Source organism: Streptomyces sp. ISL-94 (genome assembly GCF_018614075.1).
Taxonomy (GTDB): domain Bacteria; phylum Actinomycetota; class Actinomycetes; order Streptomycetales; family Streptomycetaceae; genus Streptomyces.
Map to the genome: position 1 here is coordinate 3,104 of NZ_JAGGOZ010000062.1, position 16,936 is coordinate 20,039.

6 protein-coding genes are annotated in these 16,936 nt (G+C 68.4%); 3 read left to right on the top strand and 3 right to left on the bottom strand.

What is annotated here, in order from left to right; all coding sequences use genetic code 11:
• Window positions 1-16: 16 nt before the first annotated feature.
• Complete coding sequence (locus tag J7E94_RS19470; protein WP_215017095.1) at window positions 17-454, bottom strand: gamma-glutamylcyclotransferase; 438 nt, start codon at window positions 452-454, stop codon at window positions 17-19.
• Between the two features lie 205 nt (window positions 455-659).
• On the opposite strand from J7E94_RS19470, the gene J7E94_RS19475 reads away from it, so the two are divergent.
• Window positions 660-2,099: an NAD(P)H-quinone dehydrogenase gene (locus J7E94_RS19475; RefSeq protein WP_215017096.1), complete on the top strand. Its 1,440-nt coding sequence runs from the start codon at window positions 660-662 to the stop codon at window positions 2,097-2,099.
• 175 nt (window positions 2,100-2,274) lie between these two features.
• Window positions 2,275-3,225: a DeoR/GlpR family DNA-binding transcription regulator gene (locus tag J7E94_RS19480; protein WP_215017098.1), complete on the top strand. Its 951-nt coding sequence runs from the start codon at window positions 2,275-2,277 to the stop codon at window positions 3,223-3,225.
• 215 nt (window positions 3,226-3,440) lie between these two features.
• Here J7E94_RS19480 and J7E94_RS19485 read toward each other — a convergent pair whose 3' ends face one another.
• Both J7E94_RS19485 and J7E94_RS19490 read right to left on the bottom strand, forming a co-directional pair.
• Window positions 3,441-4,124, bottom strand: coding sequence for a DUF6193 family natural product biosynthesis protein (locus J7E94_RS19485; RefSeq protein WP_215017100.1), 684 nt, complete (start codon window positions 4,122-4,124; stop codon window positions 3,441-3,443).
• A gap of 40 nt (window positions 4,125-4,164) precedes the next feature.
• Window positions 4,165-11,367 carry an RHS repeat-associated core domain-containing protein gene (locus tag J7E94_RS19490; protein WP_215017102.1) on the bottom strand — a complete coding sequence of 2,401 codons (7,203 nt, stop codon included), beginning with the start codon at window positions 11,365-11,367 and terminating at the stop codon, window positions 4,165-4,167.
• Window positions 11,368-11,824: 457 nt separating this feature from the next.
• Between J7E94_RS19490 and J7E94_RS35750 the strand changes: the two genes are divergently transcribed.
• Window positions 11,825-16,885, top strand: coding sequence for an FG-GAP-like repeat-containing protein (locus J7E94_RS35750; RefSeq protein ID WP_215017104.1), 5,061 nt, complete (start codon window positions 11,825-11,827; stop codon window positions 16,883-16,885).
• The last annotated feature ends 51 nt before the right edge of the window (window positions 16,886-16,936 follow it).

Below are 16,936 nucleotides of genomic sequence, written 5' to 3' on the forward strand. Positions count from 1 at the left end.
CTTTCCGGTCACAGCACTAGCAGGGGCGCTTGCGGAGTTCCATCACGTAGTCGTGCGGCGCGCCCGCGGACTCGGCGGCGTCGGCGATCTCGCCCAGGTAGCGCGCCGACGGCAGGCCGCCCTCGTAGCCGTTCAGGACGTACACCCAGGCCGCCTCCTCGCCGTCCAGCGTGTGGACGCGGATCCGCATGCGGCGGTAGATGTCGAGGCCCACGCCCTCCCACCGGTCCATCGAGTCCTCGTCCAGCGGCGCGACGTCGTACAGGGCGACGAAGACCTGGTGGCGCGGCGCTTCGACGATCGTCGCCAGCGCACCCTCCCAGCCCATCTGCTCGCCGCCGAAGGTCAACCGCCAGTCGTTGATCCAGCCCGTGCCGCGCAGCGGCGAATGGGGAGCGCGGCGCGTCATCAGCCGCGGGTCGAGGTTGCCGGCGTACGCGGCGTAGAGCGACATGAGGTCGAGGGTACGGGAGGGCCGGGGCCGACCGCGTGCCCGGATCCGCCCGGATGCTGCCGGGACGGCGCCCGGATGGCCGGACCGGGGGAGAAGCACCTTGAAGCGTGCGGGACAATGGGGCACGGAATGCATCCCCCGGGGAGACCCCCCGGACCACCGGCCGGGGCGGCAGCCGGCCGGGTAGACGTGAGGCGGAGTTTTCGTGACCCGGATCGTGATCATCGGCGGCGGACCCGGCGGGTACGAGGCGGCCCTGGTAGGGGCCCAGCTCGGCGCGGAGGTGACCGTCGTGGACTGCGACGGCCTGGGCGGGGCCTCGGTCCTGACCGACTGCGTACCCTCCAAGACCCTCATCGCGACTGCCGAGGTCATGACGACCTTCGACTCGTCGTACGAGGAGCTCGGCATCGTCGTCGCCGACGACACCCCGCACATCGAGCAGGCCGCGCGCGTCGTCGGCGTCGACCTCGGCAAGGTGAACCGGCGTGTCAAGCGCCTCGCCCTCGCCCAGTCGCACGACATCACCGCCTCCGTCACCCGGGCCGGCGCCCGCGTCGTACGGGGCCGCGGCAAGCTCGGCGGCCCGCAGGGCATCGACGGCACGCGGGACGTCATCGTCACGGCCGCCGACGGTACGGAGACCATCCTGACCGCCGACGCCGTGCTGATCGCGACCGGCGGGCACCCCCGCGAGATCCCGGACGCCATGCCCGACGGCGAGCGGATCCTGAACTGGACCCAGGTCTACGACCTCGACGAGCTCCCCGAGGAGCTCATCGTGGTCGGCTCGGGTGTGACCGGCGCCGAGTTCGCCGGCGCGTACCAGGCCCTCGGCTCCCGGGTGACGCTGGTCTCCTCCCGCGACCGCGTGCTGCCGGGCGAGGACCCCGACGCCGCCGCCGTCCTGGAGGACGTCTTCCGGCGGCGCGGCATGAACGTCATCGGCCGCTCCCGCGCCGAGTCGGCCAAGCGCGTCGGCGACCGGGTCGAGGTCACCCTCTCCGACGGCCGGGTGATCACGGGCACCCACTGCCTGATGGCGGTCGGCGCCATCCCCAACACCAAGGACATGAACCTGGAGGAGTCCGGGGTCCGGCTCAAGGACTCCGGGCACATCTGGACCGACAAGGTCTCGCGTACGTCGTCGCCCGGCGTGTACGCGGCCGGCGACGTCACCGGCATCTTCGCGCTGGCCTCCGTGGCCGCCATGCAGGGCCGGATCGCGATGTACCACTTCCTCGGTGACGCGGTGGCCCCGCTGAACCTGAAGACGGTGTCGTCGAACGTCTTCACCGACCCCGAGATCGCCACCGTCGGCTACACCCAGGCCGACGTGGACGCCGGCAAGATCGACGCGCGGGTCGTCAAGCTCCCGCTGCTGCGCAACCCGCGCGCCAAGATGCAGGGCATCCGGGACGGCTTCGTGAAGATGTTCTGCCGCCCGGGCACCGGCATCGTCGTCGGCGGTGTGGTCGTCTCCCCGCGCGCGAGCGAGCTGATCCACCCGATCTCGATCGCGGTCGACAACAACCTGACGGTCGAGCAGATCGCAAACGCGTTCACGGTGTACCCCTCCCTGTCGGGTTCGATCGCCGAGGTGGCCCGCCAGCTGCACACGCGGAAGGCGGCCGGGGAGGCCTGATCCGCCCCAACCGCCCCATACTGCAAGGGCTTTGGGGCGGTGGGCCGTCCCGGCGCCGGGTGTTCACCCGCCTCTCGGGCCGCGTATACCACTAGTCGCCCGGCCATATGGACAACTTCGGTATTCCGGCGCAAGGAGCTGAAAGCAGACGGTCGTTGGGGTTACTGTCAGTTTCGTGTTCGCTGCAGAACGTCGCCAATTGATCCTCGAAATGGTGCGGGCCAACGGAGCGGTGTCGCTCCGGGAGCTCGCCCGCGTCGTCCAGACCTCCGAAGTGACCGTACGGCGGGACGTGCGGGCACTGGAGGCAGAAGGACTCCTCGACCGCCGGCACGGCGGTGCGGTGCTGCCGGGCGGTTTCACCCGTGAATCCGGCTTCCCGCAAAAGTCCCATCTCGCGACGGCGGAGAAGACCGCCATCGCCGATGTCGCGGCCTCCCTCGTCGAAGAGGGCGAGGCCGTCGTCGTCGGCGCGGGCACCACGACCCAGGAGCTGGCCCGCCGGCTCGCCCGGGTGCCCGGACTGACCGTCGTCACCAACTCGCTGCTCGTCGCCCAGGCGCTGGCCCATGCCAACCGGGTAGAGGTGGTGATGACCGGCGGCACCCTGCGCGGCTCCAACTACGCCCTCGTCGGCAGCGGCGCCGAGCAGTCCCTCCAGGGCCTCCGCGTCTCCCGCGCCTTCCTCTCGGGCAGCGGCCTGACCGCGGAGCGCGGCCTGTCCACGTCCAACATGCTCTCCGCGAGCGTGGACCGGGCCCTGGTCCAGGCGGCGGCGGAGGTGGTGGTCCTCGCGGACCACACGAAGCTCGGCACCGACACCATGTTCCAGACGGTGCCGACCGACGTGATGACCCGCCTGGTGACGGACGAGCCCCCGCCCCACGACGACCGCGCGGCCACGGAACTCCAGGCCCTGGCGGACCAGGGAGTCCAGATCACGGTGGCCGGCGCGGGCATGCCCGGCGCGTCCTCCGGCGACGGCATCCCCCCGGGCCGCCGCCCCCGCCGCGACTCCCCCCTCCCGGTCCAACGCCGAGGCGGCCCCCAGCTCCGCAGCGCGGGCGCCATGCCGGAGCCGCAGCCGGGGGAACGGGCGCGGGTTGCGGACATGCGGCGGCGGTGAGGGGCGTCCGCGCAGAGGGCTTCGGCTGTGAGGCCATACGAATGAGGGTCGTGCTGCCGCTCGTCGACGGCCGCCCACGCAAGACGCCCGGCTGGGAAACCCCAGCCGGGCGTCTGCATGAACGGCCCGCGGTCTGGGCAACACGAGCCCGTGTTGCCCAGACCTACAGGCATCGCCTTTCGTTGCTGTTCGGTTGGAGTACCGGAAACCCCAGATCAGTCGCCACTCAGGGATTCGGCGGCTGCTGCAAGAGCTTCCTCCAGAGAGGCGGCGAGCCTGCCCGGACCTGGGGCTGCAGTGTCCTCCACTCGGTAGGTGCCTCCGGGTGTCGGGATTACATGTATTTCCTGGGACCCCTCAATCCCGTAATTCGTGCTGAGTCGCAGAGTCCCGTGGCTGAGGTTGGGGAAGAGGTCATTGAATCGGCCATCCGCGCGAAATGCTTCCACTAGGGGGCGCTCCTCGGCGAACATCTCCGAGGTTCGCAGCCATTTCCACTGAGCCGGAGTCGATTCACCTGTCTCGCGAGCTCTGGCCAGCCGACCGGGAGTCATGAAGTGGAACTTCTCGGCGAAGTTTTCCACTGGCGTACCGTCGCGCCATGCGGTGCATGCCATGACCACCTCTTCGAGGTCCTCAGTCACGCCATCGGCCCAAATGAATCGATTCTCCTGGATCCCGAGGTGGAATGCTCTGCTCCAGTCGCCCAGCGACACGGAGATCCTTCCTCGAGATGAATCGACCTCAGCCGTGACGAAAAGCCCCGGCCCCGATGTGTACTGACTGTAGACCCGACCCAAGTCGATGCCCTTCTTTCGGGCGACACCCTCCATCGCCGAGATGAGACCACCCATCGCGACGATGTCAGGATACAGATCGCCCTTGATCGATTCCGTCATCGCAGAGCCTCCCTCCGAACTCGACACGGTGCTCACAGACCTAATTGATATAAGGCCTGATCCTACCCATCGTCGACCAATCCGGCTCCGGGATCGAGAAAGGCTCGAGGACTCCCTTGGCGTTTGGTCGATAGAATGTGATGGATGACCATTTACGGCCACCGTGTACGACGGCCCTGGCTATCATGCCGAACTCCACATCCGTGGCATATGGGTGCCCCGGCTTGAGTCCGTCCATGGCCGATTCTTTGAAGCTGCCCATACCCTTCATGTTCACATGAAGGTTGTTGGACGTGTCCCGGATAGCAGCCTCCACAGGCCCCTGCCACTCATCCTTGCCGAGCTTGCCGAAGTGCTTGAAGTCCTTGCTCTCCGCCCAAGCGTAGGTTCCCTCCCCCTTCTGCCCCAATGCCACGTTGCAATTGTGGACAAGGATTGGAGCGGCCCCGGCGAGCACGTAGTACGTGTGCTCGCTGGCAACGGTGAGGTTGCGGACCTTCTTCTGCTGGGTCCAGCGCTGGACCTCGGTGACCTGAACCCAGGTACCGGAGGAGGTCTGGAGCCACTGGCCGGCCGTGAGGTCGGTAGCTTTCAGCCACCTGTCCAGGCTCGGGGCCCAGAAGGGGTGACCGTCGGTTGCGGTCAGCTTCTCGGAGGCGTCACCTGCTGCGCCATCGGTGTCGATCGTGATCTCGACCAGGTTCTTCTGACCCTCGCCGATGATCTGCGCGACGACCGGCTGAGCCGTGGTGGCACCGGACTCCGCGTTGGTGGCCACGACCTCGTCGCCGATGGCGACGTCCTCAATGGGCTTGGACGAGCCGTCGGCCATAAGGACCTTCGTGCCGGGCACGAAGCTGTTGCAGGTTTCGCCCTGCTGCGAGCCGCCGCTGTCGGAATCCTTGCCGTTCGACTTCTTCGGGGAGTCGGCCTTCTTCGTCTCCGAGGACTTCGACGCCTTGCCGTCTCCGTCGGCCTTCTTGGCCTTTTGTGCGGAGGCCTTGCCCTGCTTGGCCGCCGCCGCCTTGGCCTCATCGGCCTTCTTGGCGGCTGCGGCGGCTGCCTCTTGAACCCTTCTTCGGGCCGCCGCTGCCTCTTCCTCCAGTTTTCTCGCGCGTTCGGCGGCTTCTTCTATCTGCCGCTTCCATTCGGCGAGGTCTTCGGCGTATTTGGCCATGGCCTGCTGGTAGCGCTCGACCCGCCTGAGGATGTCGCGGGCGAGGGCGAGTTTGTGCGACCAGCTATTGAAGGCGTCCCAGGCTCGGTCCAGCGCCTTGAGGATGCGCTTGGCGCGGCCCGCGAAGGGCAGTGCGGCATCCAGGGCGAGTCCGGCGCATGCGCCCCAGTCGCCGCCCAGGCAGTCGCGGATGTCGTTGTAGCCGGAGGCGTCCTTGAGGATGCCCATGGCGACTTCGAGCGCGATGTCCAGGGCGCTCTTGCCCTGGATCATGTTGGCCCAGGCCGCCTCGGCGTCCGAGAAGTCCTTGATCGGCATCGTGGGAGGTGCGATCGACAGGCCGCTGGGGTCGCTGAACGTGACCGGCGAGTTGTTCGCGTAGACGTACGGGTTCTGCTGCTTGGGCTCGTTGAAGTCGACGACGGGGTCGACCGACAGGAACCGACCCGTGGACGGGTCGTACTCACGTGCACCCAAATGCACGAGCCCGGTGCTTTCGTCGAGCTCTCCGCCGACGAAGTTCTTCTTCCCCGGCCATATGGACGGGGCCGCACCGCGGACCTCGCCGTACGGCATGAACTTGCGGCGAGTGACCGCCATGGTGGTGGCGTCCACCGCGGTGGTCGCCGTGCCGTTCTTGTCGCCCATCAGGTACGACGTCGTGATGACGCCGTCCTTGGCCGTCTTGACCATGGTCGGGCCGGCCGGGTGGGCGTAGTAGCGGGTGCCCTCCAGCTTGCCCGCCGTCGTGAGCTTGACCTCGGTGCCCGGCAGATACAGCGTGGTACCCGACGGCTCGCGCCTGATCAGGCGGTTGCCGCCGGCGTCGTAGACGAAGTCGGTCGTCTCGGTGCCCTTGGTGACCTTCGCCAGCTTGCCCGAGGCATCCCACTCCAGGTTCTGGGTGTTGCCCTGGATGGTGCGGGTCTTGGTGTTGCCCGTCTCGTCGTACGTGTAGGACTCGGTGCGGGAGCCGCCCGGTCCGGTGGTGTCTACCTTCTGCAGCCTGTTGGCGCCGGCCTGGCCGGGAGTGCCGTAGGTGTAGGTGCGGGTGACGTCCTTGGTGAGGTCACCGGTCGGGGAGTGCTGGACCTCCTTGGTGCGGTTGCCCGCCGCGTCGAAGCTGTACGAGTTCCAGTAGGCGCTCGGGCCGCCGACCTGAGGCTTGGAGCCGGGACCGGATGCGCCGGGCTGGGCCGCGCAGTCGTCCGTCGCGGTCCACGCCTCGTTCATACGGCGCAGGTAGTCGTAGGCGAAGCACTGCACGTCGGCAGTGGCGGTCGGGCCTTCCTTGTCGGTGACCTTGAGGATGTTGCCGACGGCGTCGTAGTCGTAGGACGTGTCGTTGATCCGGCTGGGCGACTGTTCCTTGTCGTTGACCGTCCGGGTGAGGCGGCGGGTCTGCTCGTCGAAGAAGTTCGTCGAGTAGACCTGGGATCCGGCCGGGCCGGACTCGGTGCGCAGGACGTCGCCCATGGGCGAGTAGTCGACCTTGCCGACGAAGGTCTTGCCCTGGATGCCCATGATGGTGGGCAGTTCGAGGTGGTTGTACTTGATGCTGGTTAGCTCGGCGGGCAGGCCGCCGACGGCGGGCTGGTTCGTCCAGGCCGTCAGGCCGGTGTTCGGCCGGTATCCGTTGGAGAAGCTGTACGAACCGGCGAGGGCACCTTCCGACGCGGGGATGGTGATTTTCGTCCCCGTCGGGCGGTACTCGCTGTCGTAGCCGGTCACCTCCTGCGTGTAGGCGTTGCCGTTGACATAGCGGGTCGATGCGACCGGCAGGCCGACGGCACCCGGCAGGGTGTCGTAGGTGGTCGACGTGAGCTTCGGACCCGTCAGCGAACCCTCATGGGTGGCGATGACACGGCCCAGGTCGTCGTACTCGGGGGCGATGACCTTGCCGCGGGCATCGGTCAGGGTGGCCAGTCGGTCCCCCTGGCCGTACGTCATGGTCGCCGTGCCCTTTTCGGGGTCCGTCTGCTTGGTCTGGCGACCGCGGATGTCGTACTCGAAGCCCCACTTGTCGCCCGCCTGGTTGACGATCGACTCCATGGCGCCGCGCTGGTTGTACGAGTAGAGCATCTTGTCGTACTCGCCGGTCGGCGAGTCGGAGCGGAAGAGCCGCAGTTCCGTCTTGCGGCCCGCGCCGTCGAGGAAGGCCCGGGTGGGGGTTTCCCCCTTGGGCGGATCGACGGTGATGTTGTCGCCGCCGTACGAGGTGGTCGTACGGGAGGTCTCCAGGCCGAACTTGCGGGAGATCTGCGCGACCGAGCGGCCGGAGCCGTCGTACTCGGTCATCGTCGAGGACGGGACCTCGTTGTCCTTCGGGGCCCACTGGACGCCGGAGGGGGCACCGTCGGTGTAGTAGGCGCCGTTGCTCTTCCAGACCTGGCCGAGGCTGTTGTAGAAGGTGTCGGAGATGAGCCGACCGCCTCCCAGGGCCTCCATCTGGGTCTGGCGGATCCGCAGGCTGCTGTCGTAGATGTCATAGCTGGTGCGGTAGGTGCCGTCGTCCAGCAGACTCTTGTTGCTGATGACGACCGGACCGTCGGTGCGGACGTCGTAGGAGAACTCGCCGTCGGGCGACTTCGAAAGCGGGTCTCGGTCCGGGGACCAAACCTTCAGCAGCCGGCCGAGGCCGTCGTACTGCATCACCTGGCGGCGGCCGTTGGTGTCCTGCTTGGCCAGGATGGAGCCGCGGCCCTGGTCGGTCTCCGTCGTCTCGGTGTGACCGGCCGGGTTGGTGGTGACGACCTTGGTGACGATCTGACCCGAGGCGGGCGTGTAGTCGACCTTGGAGGTCTTCCCGAACACGTCGGTCGTGGTCTTCATACGGCCGTACGCGTCGAAGGTCGCGCTTCCGTCCGTCGTGTAGAGCGGGGTGCCGTTGGAGTAACCGGACAGCGACTCCGTGGACTTCAGATTGCCGACAGCGTCGTAGTACATCCGCGCGTCCGAGGTCACGTCCTCGGGGCGCTTGACGTCTGTCGCCGTGCAGGACTTGGCGACCGTCTCGATCCGCTTCTGGCGGGCGATGATCCAGCGCGTCTCGTCCGAGTCGTACTCGTAGCGGGTGCAGCTGGCGTCCGACGGGTCGGCCATGTCCCCGAGGTTCGATACCGACTGGGCGAAGCCGCGGTTGTCGTAGACCGTGCTCATCGCCGTACGGCGCCAGCCGCGGCCGTCGGAGAGCAGGATTCGGGAGTTGACGCCCGTGGTCTGCTGGACGAACGACTGCTGAGGTTCGATCGCCTCCTCGGCGGTCGCGCCCGGGCGCAGGCGGGTCGCGGTGGGGCCGTAGATCCACGGGGTGTACGTGGTCGCGGCCTCCAGCGCGCCGCCTTCGCCGTTGTAGGCCAGGACCTCGCGGGTCTGGCCGGCGTAGAGGCGGTGGTCCGCGATCTCGTTGCCCTCGGAGTCCTTGACCTTGACCGACCGCTTGCCGCCCGTAGGCGTCGCCCGGTCACCGTCCAGGCCGCGGAAGAACAGCGTCTCCGTCTGCGAGCGCTTGTCCGGGGCCGAGCCGATGAAGGTGCGCACCCGCTCATAGCCGCGCCATTGAGACCAGGTGCGCGTCTTGGGACGCATCGTCTCGGTCTCGTCGTCGTAGGCCCAGGCCGGGTTGCCGAGGAACTGGTATTCGGTGCGCCGCGTGGGCGAGTTGCCGTTGCGGTCCTCCTCCTGGACCCAGTCGACGACGTGCTTGTGGAACCAGTCGGTGACGTAGAGCTTCTTCTCGTGCGAGGGATCGTTCGGGTCCGGGATCTCGGAGACGACCGGGTAGCAGCGCAGCGTGTTGGTTTCCGGCGAGGCCGGCATGACGCGCGGGTCGGCGGCGCGGCACTCGGGGTCCTTGTAGTGCGCAAGGATCGTCGAGCCGGTCTCGCTGTCGATCGCCTCGATGCGGTAGCGGAGGTACGGCGGCTTGCCGTCTGCGGCGCCGTCGACCCGGTTGGGGAGCTGCTTGCCGCGGAACTTCACCGGCGGGAGCGGGGTGTCGGCCCCGTTCTGGCCGGTGTGCTTGATCTCGCCGAGCCACAGCGGGTAGTCCGTGCCGTCGCCGGTCATCGGGAAGTCCTGGGTGAGCTTCCAGGAGTCCACAGGCTTGCGGGCGGTGCCGTCCCAGACCGAGGTGCTGATCTCGGTCAGGCGCTTGCGGGTGAAGAAGGTCGGCGTGAACCGTCCCTTGCACTCCTCGCCCGCCGCGCAGAGCTGGTCACCGGGGGTGTCGGGCCAGTTCTTGGCGATGTCCCAGGCGACTTCCGGCTTCAGCTTCTCCGGCGCGCAGTCGAACGTCGCGGTGACGAGGCAGCGTTCGGCGACGGTGAAGTTCACCTGGGCCGGGGCCTCGGTGAACAGGTTGTCGTTGCGCAGGCCGTAGGAGATGTGGTCCAGCCAGCCGGAACGGTCGTACGCACGGGCGGTGGAGCCACCCGCGATCTTGTAGTTCGACCCGTAGTAGTTGACCTCCTTCTGATACCAGTAGGTCATCGCGTTGCCCCGCGGGTCCACGACGTAGTCGAGGTTCCAGCGGTAGGCCTGGTCGCAGACCGCGTCGGCGAACACCGCGTTGTAGCAGGGCTCACCGGGCTGGTTGCCGTAGACCGGAACCGTCCAGGCGGAGTTGGTGACGGGCTTGCCCGTCGCCCAGCCGGCCAGCCTGTTCAGACCGAAGTAGAACTGGATGCCCTGGGGGTTGGTGAACCTCCAGTGGTCACCCTCCTTGTCGCCGTTCTGGGCGCCCTGGAGCAGTTCGACCCGCGAGCCGTCGTCCTTGGCGGGGCGCCACTTCTTGGTGGCGTCGTCCAGGACCAGCTGCGTGGAGCCGCCGTTCAGCGACAGGGTGACCATCGGTGCGCCGTGGCAGAGGTCGCCGGTGTCGTCCTTCGGGTTGTTGAACCCGGAGCCGGCCAGCTTGTCCTGGCTGCAGGGGACGTAGCCCCGCTCGATGTAGTTCGAGGCCAGATCCCAGCCGTCACCGACCCACGAGGTCTGCTGCGCGGAGGCCGACGTACGGCCGTCGATCTGCGCGCTGGAGTAGCCCAGCGACAGCGAGGGGCTCGGACCGCCCAGCGAAGCGGGGATGTCCATCGGGTAGGACCACGAGAAGTCACCCGCCGAGCCGCCGGCCTGCCAGGCACCCGACGGGTTCAGGGAAGTGGCCTTGTACGTGCCGTTCGCGCCGTCGGCGCCCGGGCTCGCGGCCAGCGTCATGCTGCCGGTGCTCGCAGCGGTCGCGGTCACCGACGAGGCCGAGGACAGGTTCATGCCGGCCTTGTCGGACGACGCGGCCTGCGGGGCGGGAGCGGTAGCGGAGGGCGCCGTGAAGGTGGCGATCAGCTTCCCGGTCACCGGGTCGTTCTTCGTGGTGACCGGAACGCTGCCCTTGCACTCGGGCTTGTTCGGCGTGGTCAGCGCACACGTGGGGATCGCCGTGAAGCGCAGCCGGGAACCCCAGCTGCCGCCGTAGGCGTTCTTGAACGCGTTGTAGTCGAGCTCCACCGAGACCGGAGCTGCAGTCGTGCCGGCGTCGGTGCGCTTCACGTTCAGCAGCAGGCTGTTGGCCAGGCCGGCCTTCTTCGCGGCGGCCTGGTCGAGCAGGTCGACCTTCAGCTTCACCGGCACTGCGGACGCGTCGGACTGCGGCGCGGCCTCCTGCGCGGACTTCTGGGCGGCCTTGGGTCCGGCCGCCGCGGCCGAGGCCGGGAGCGCAGCGAAGGTGACCGGGAGGGTGCCCGCCTTGACGGGGTTGCCCGGGGCCTTCGACGGGCCGAGGGCGAACGCCCCGGCCGTCCCCTGGGGGGCCGACTTCAGGCTGACGACCGGCGGTGCGGACGCGTCGGGAAGGGCGATCTCCGCCGTACCCGCCTTCGGCCAGGCGATCTTCGGCGCGGAGGACTTCCACGCCTTCTTCTGCGATTCGGCGGGGCCCGCTGCGGGCTTGCCGGTGACGGGCGCTCCGCCGACCTTGGTGAGCTTCTGCAAGCCCGGCCGCTTCAGATCGGATTCGCCCGCCATGGCGGGGGTGGCGGTGAGCCCGGCGGTCAGCATGCTGAGCGCCAGCACCGGTATCGGCCACCGCCAGACACGCCTCAAAGGCGCACGCAAGGCGTGCGCCTGGGATCTTCTCAAGATTCGAACACTCCAAGCCGTCGCGCGCGGCGAAACAGGACACCGCGCTAGTGGGCAACGGCGCTGAACCTAACAAGCGAACCCGCTGTGCGTCGAAGGGTGACGGGTCGTCTGATGACGCAGATTTAACAGAGATTGCCCGGTCAGCAACGTGCCAAAAGGTTGTACAGCGAAGTTGATCAAATTTGGGCGGGGTTCTTGTCGGGCCTGCTCATGCTCGGGGCCCATGAAAGTCTTCCGGCTGGAAACTGTTGCCCCGGCTGCTACAAATCATTCGAACAGTCGGTGACCAATCGCCAGCATGGCTTAAAACAAGCCATTGGTGGGAGGTCGTCTCAGCCACCGGTCGCCGCCCCGTGCGGCCACCGCATCAACTCTTGAGGACCTGTCAGTGAGACCACTCCCGACGCGTGCCCGCGTCGATGATCCGCACTCCCGCAGAACACCGGTGCTCGCCACGGCAACCGTGCTGACCGCCGCGCTGACCGCGACGTTGCTCGGCGGCCTGCCGGCCGCCGCGGCCGGCACACCCAACGCCGCCGCGGCCGACAAGGCCAAGGAGCGCCTGGCCGACGCCGCCGCGGAGACGAACGCCAAGAGCGAGGCGAAGAAGTCCGGCAAGCCCGTCGAGATCCACTCGAAGCGCACGGAGACGGACGACGTTTGGGCGAACCCTGATGGAACGCTCACTGCGAACCACGCGTTGGTTCCGGTACGCGTCTACCGTGGCGGCAAGCTCGTCGATGCGGACACCACGCTCGCGAAGGCGGCGGACGGGCGGATAGCCCCCGCGGCCACCGCCGTCGGCCTCTCCTTCTCCGGCGGGGGCACCGGTGCCCTGGTCACCATGCGCAAGGACGGCCGCGACGTCTCCCTGACCTGGCCGAAGGCGCTGCCCGCGCCGAAGCTGGAGGGCAACAGCGCCACGTACGCGAACGTCCTGGACGGTGTGGACCTGCGGGTCATCGCCGACGTGAACGGCTTCTCGCACCAGATCGTGGTCAAGACGCGCAAGGCCGCCGAGAACCCGGCCCTCGCCACCCTCGACTTCGGCCTCGAGGGCAACGGCGTCACGATCCGCAAGGAGGCCAACGGCGAGCTCCGCGCCCTGGACCCGGCCGGCAAGGCCCTGTTCAGCGCGGCCAAGCCGCAGATGTGGGACTCCGGCGCCGAGAAGATCCTCCCCGAGTCCACCGCCGGGACGACCGGCCCGACGCCGTCCACGGCCCCGGACCCGAAGACCGCGGACCCGAAGACCGCGGACCCGAAGACCGCGGACCCGAAGACCGCCGCCCCGAAGACCGCCGCCCCGAAGGCCGCGGCCCCCAAGACCTCCGCCCTGCAGGCGGCCCCGGCCGCCGAGGCCGTAGCTCAGGGCTCGGTCCCGCCGGTCCCTCCGGTGCCCGCCGTCGACGGCATCTCCAACGGGTCCAAGGAGGCCGACCTCGGTGTCGACCTCAAGGGCTCCAAGCTCACCCTGACGCCCGACCGCAAGCTGCTCACGGCCGCGGAGACCACCTACCCGGTCGTCATCGACCCGGTGTGGCGGGACGACTGGAAGTCGGCTTGGGCGATCGCGTACAAGCACACCGCCTTCGCCAACTCCGCCAACACCAACTACTGGAACGGCGGCACCCTCAGCAAGGAAGCCCGCGTCGGCTGCGCCAAGGACAGCGCCAACGGCGGGACCGTCTGCGCCAAGACCTTCTTCCAGGTCGGCATGGGCAGCGTGTGGGACAAGCAGATCCTCGAGTCCACCTTCCGCATCCAGCAGAAGTACGCGGGCTCCTGGAGCTGCCAGTCCGGTCAGCTCCAGATCTGGGACACCGACGCCATCGGCGGCGGCACCACGTGGAACAACCAGCCCGCCTGGAAGCGCATGGTCGACGCCTCCGGCCAGTCCTTCGGCGGCCGTAACTGCCCCGGCGACGGCGACACCATCGAGCTGAACGTGACCTCCGCGGTCGCCGACGCCGCCCGCTTCCACTGGCCGGCGTGGACCATGGGTCTGAAGTCCGCCAACGACACCATCGACGTGTCCTGGCGCAAGTTCAACCCGGACAGCGCCCGCATCTCGACCCGGTACAACACGCCGCCCGCCACCCCGTACGACCGCAGCTCCGACCCGTCGGTCTCCTGCACCGGCGGCGCACCGATTGGCACGACCGACGAGATCGTCCTGCGCGCCCGCATCGCGGACAACGAGGACAACTCGCTGTCCGCCGAGTTCCACTACTGGAACGCGAACGACTACGGCACGCTGAAGACCGCCCGGGTCCCCGTGACCAGCGGCAACATGGCCCAGCTGAGGATCCCCGCCGCACCGCTCGGCAGTAACACCTACCGGTGGGACGTGCGGGGCAACGACGGAACCGCGGACGGCCCCTGGGCCGGCCAGTGCCTGTTCACCATCGACACGACCCGCCCGGGCTCTCTGCCGGGCGTGTCCTCGGTGCAGTTCCCCGGGGATCCCGACAACACCGCCTACGCCCGCACCGAGGGAACCTTCAAGCTGACCTCCGGCGGCGAGACCGACATCACCAAGTACGAGTGGTGGACCGAGTCCGACCCGAAGGTCCAGGTGGCCACCCCGGCCGCGGCCGGCGGCTCGGTGGACGTCAGGTACACCCCGACCACGGCCGGCCCGCAGGTGATGTACGTCCGCAGCCTGGACGCCTCCGGCAACCGCTCGGACCTGAAGTCGTACCTCTTCTACGCCAAGCGCCAGCCGACCCGCGACAAGCCCGGTGACCTCAACGGCGACGGCACCGTCGATCTGTGGAGCGTCGACCCGGGCTCGGGCCAGCTGTGGATGCACCCGGGCAAGGGCGACGGCTCGTTCGACCTGTCCAGGAAGCTGAACCACGCTTCCTTCGGCAACGTCAAGTCGCTGAGCCACCGCAGCAGCTGGAACGAGGACTACTACGAGGACCTCCTCGCCCTGCGGCCGCAGAACGGCGACGCCAGCCGCAACACCCTGTGGGTCTACCCCGGCAAGGGTGACGGCGACCTCCGGCCCCTGGACGCCAACGCGTTCGAGGTGTCGGCCATCGACGACGCGGCGAACAACCACTGGGCACAGGCCGACCAGGTCGTGTCGATCGGCAGCGTCAACGACGACAACGGCGACGCCAAGATCGACGACAGCGACGTGCCCGACATGCTGGTCAAGGAGGGCGCCAAGCTGTGGCTCTACTTCGGGACGCCGACCGGCCTGGTCGACCTCCCCGGCCTCGAGCCGATCCTGCTCGGCAACGCCGACTGGCAGAACATGACCGTCATGGCTCCCGGTGACCTGAACGGCGACACGCTGCCGGAGATCTGGGTCCGCGACACGGTCAGCGGCAAGATCCACCAGTACACCAGCAAGAAGACCACCACCAACACGTCGCCCGCGATGATCGACCTGACGGTGTACCGCGACGCGGCCGTCCGGACGACCTCCATCGGCACCGGTTTCACCGGCGCTGCCTACCCGCACCTGTCCACCGACGGCGACTTCGAGAAGGACGGCTACGCCGACCTGTGGTCGCGCGACGGCAACGGCCAGATCACCGAGTTCCCGGGCCGCGTCCTGACCAGCGGCTCCGCCTTCGGTCCCGGCCGCAAGCTGGTCCTCGGCGGCACGCCGTGGTCCGAGTGCCAGGCGTTCACCAAGCCCGGTACCACCACCGCCCGCCAGCTGTGCGGGCCGATCCTGGCGAAGTTCCTCGCCAAGGGCGGCACCGCGACCCTCGGCTACCCGACCACCGACATCACCGAATCGTCCGACGCCGTGGGACGCTTCGTGCACTTCCGCAAGGACGGCGAGACCAGCGACAACGGGTCCATCTACTGGCACCCGAGCAGCGGCGCCTGGACGGTCGTCAACGGCATCCGCCAGAAGTGGATGAGCCTGGGCGCCGAGAAGGGCGTCATGGGCTACCCGACCTCCGACGAGGCCCTCACCTTCGACAACGTCGGCTGGTTCAGCACCTTCAGCGGACCTGACGGGTCCGGGGGCGCCATCTACTGGACGTGGGACTTCGGCGGCCAGTCCGTCCGGGGCACCATCTACAAGAAGTACATCGAGCTCGGCGGTCCCAGCGGCCCGCTCGGCTACCCGACCACCGACGAGACCAACCACCCCGACGGCGTCGGCCGCTACAACCACTTCCGCCACCGGGGCCAGACGGCCGACACCGCGTCCATCTACTGGACGACGACCACCGGCAAGGCCTGGTCGGTCCGCGGCACGATCCGCGAGAAGTGGGTCAGCCTCGGTGCCGAGAAGAGCTTCCTGGGATACCCGCAGTCGGACGAGTACGACGTCTACGGCGGCCCCCGCGAGGACTTCTCGGGCGGCTACATCCGCCACAACCACACCACGGGCGTCAGCGTCGAGCACAAGGCGACCGACCGCACCGCGGACAAGCGCACCGACCTGGGGGGTGACTTCAACGGCGACGGCCGCGCCGACATCGCCACCGTCTACGACTACGGCTACGACACCATGTCGCTCTACGTCGCGCCCGGCAGCACCGACGGCAAGTTCGCCGCCCCCGTGCTCGCCCACAACAGCGGCGTGTGGAACTGGCGCGTCAGCCAGTCGCAGTGGGTCGCCGGTGACTTCAACGGCGACGGCCGCGACGACCTGGCCGCGCTGTACGGCTACGACGACGGCTCCAACGGGATGTTCACGTTCCTCGGCCAGGCCGACGGAACCTTCAAGCCCCTGGCGCGCAGCGCTTACACCGGCGCGGGCAACTGGAGCGCCAAGTCGTCCAAGATCTTTGCCGGTGACTTCAACGGCGACGGCCGCGACGACGTGGGCATGATGTTCGACCACGGCGGCTGCTCCACCGGCACCCACACCTTCCTCTCGCAGGCGGACGGTACGTTCAACCTCTCCTTCCCGAGCTGGCGTTCCGTGGCGGGTGGCTGGTGCTGGAACGAGTCCAAGCACGTCACCGGTGACTTCAACGGCGACGGCCGCGACGACATGCTCGCCATGTACGGCCACGGCGACGGCTCGGTCGAGATGTACACCCTGCTGGGCAAGACCGACGGCGGCTTCGCGGCTCCCTTCCGTTCGTGGAACCGGAGCCCGGGCAACTGGAGCTACGACAGGAGCAAGCTCACCTCGGGCGACTACAACGGCGACGGCCGGGCCGACGCCGCCATCCTGTTCAGGTACGACAACGGCCGCTCGGCCATCTTCACCCTGACCGGAAAGGCCGACGGCGGGGTCAACGAGGACTTCCAGAGCTGGAGCAGCCCGGAGAACTCCTGGTACCTGGAGAACACCGGGAACCCGGTGTCCGGTGACTCCAACAAGGACGGCCGCGACGACGTCGCGATCATGTACAACTACGGCTCCGGAGCCACCAGTATCTTCGGCTTCAAGGCCCGCACCGACGGCGGGTTCGAAGCCCCGGTGAAGAGCTGGCAGGCCACGGCCGGCACCTGGTAACCACCGGGAGCCGCACATGACACGGCCCCCAGGACCCGTTCGGGTCCTGGG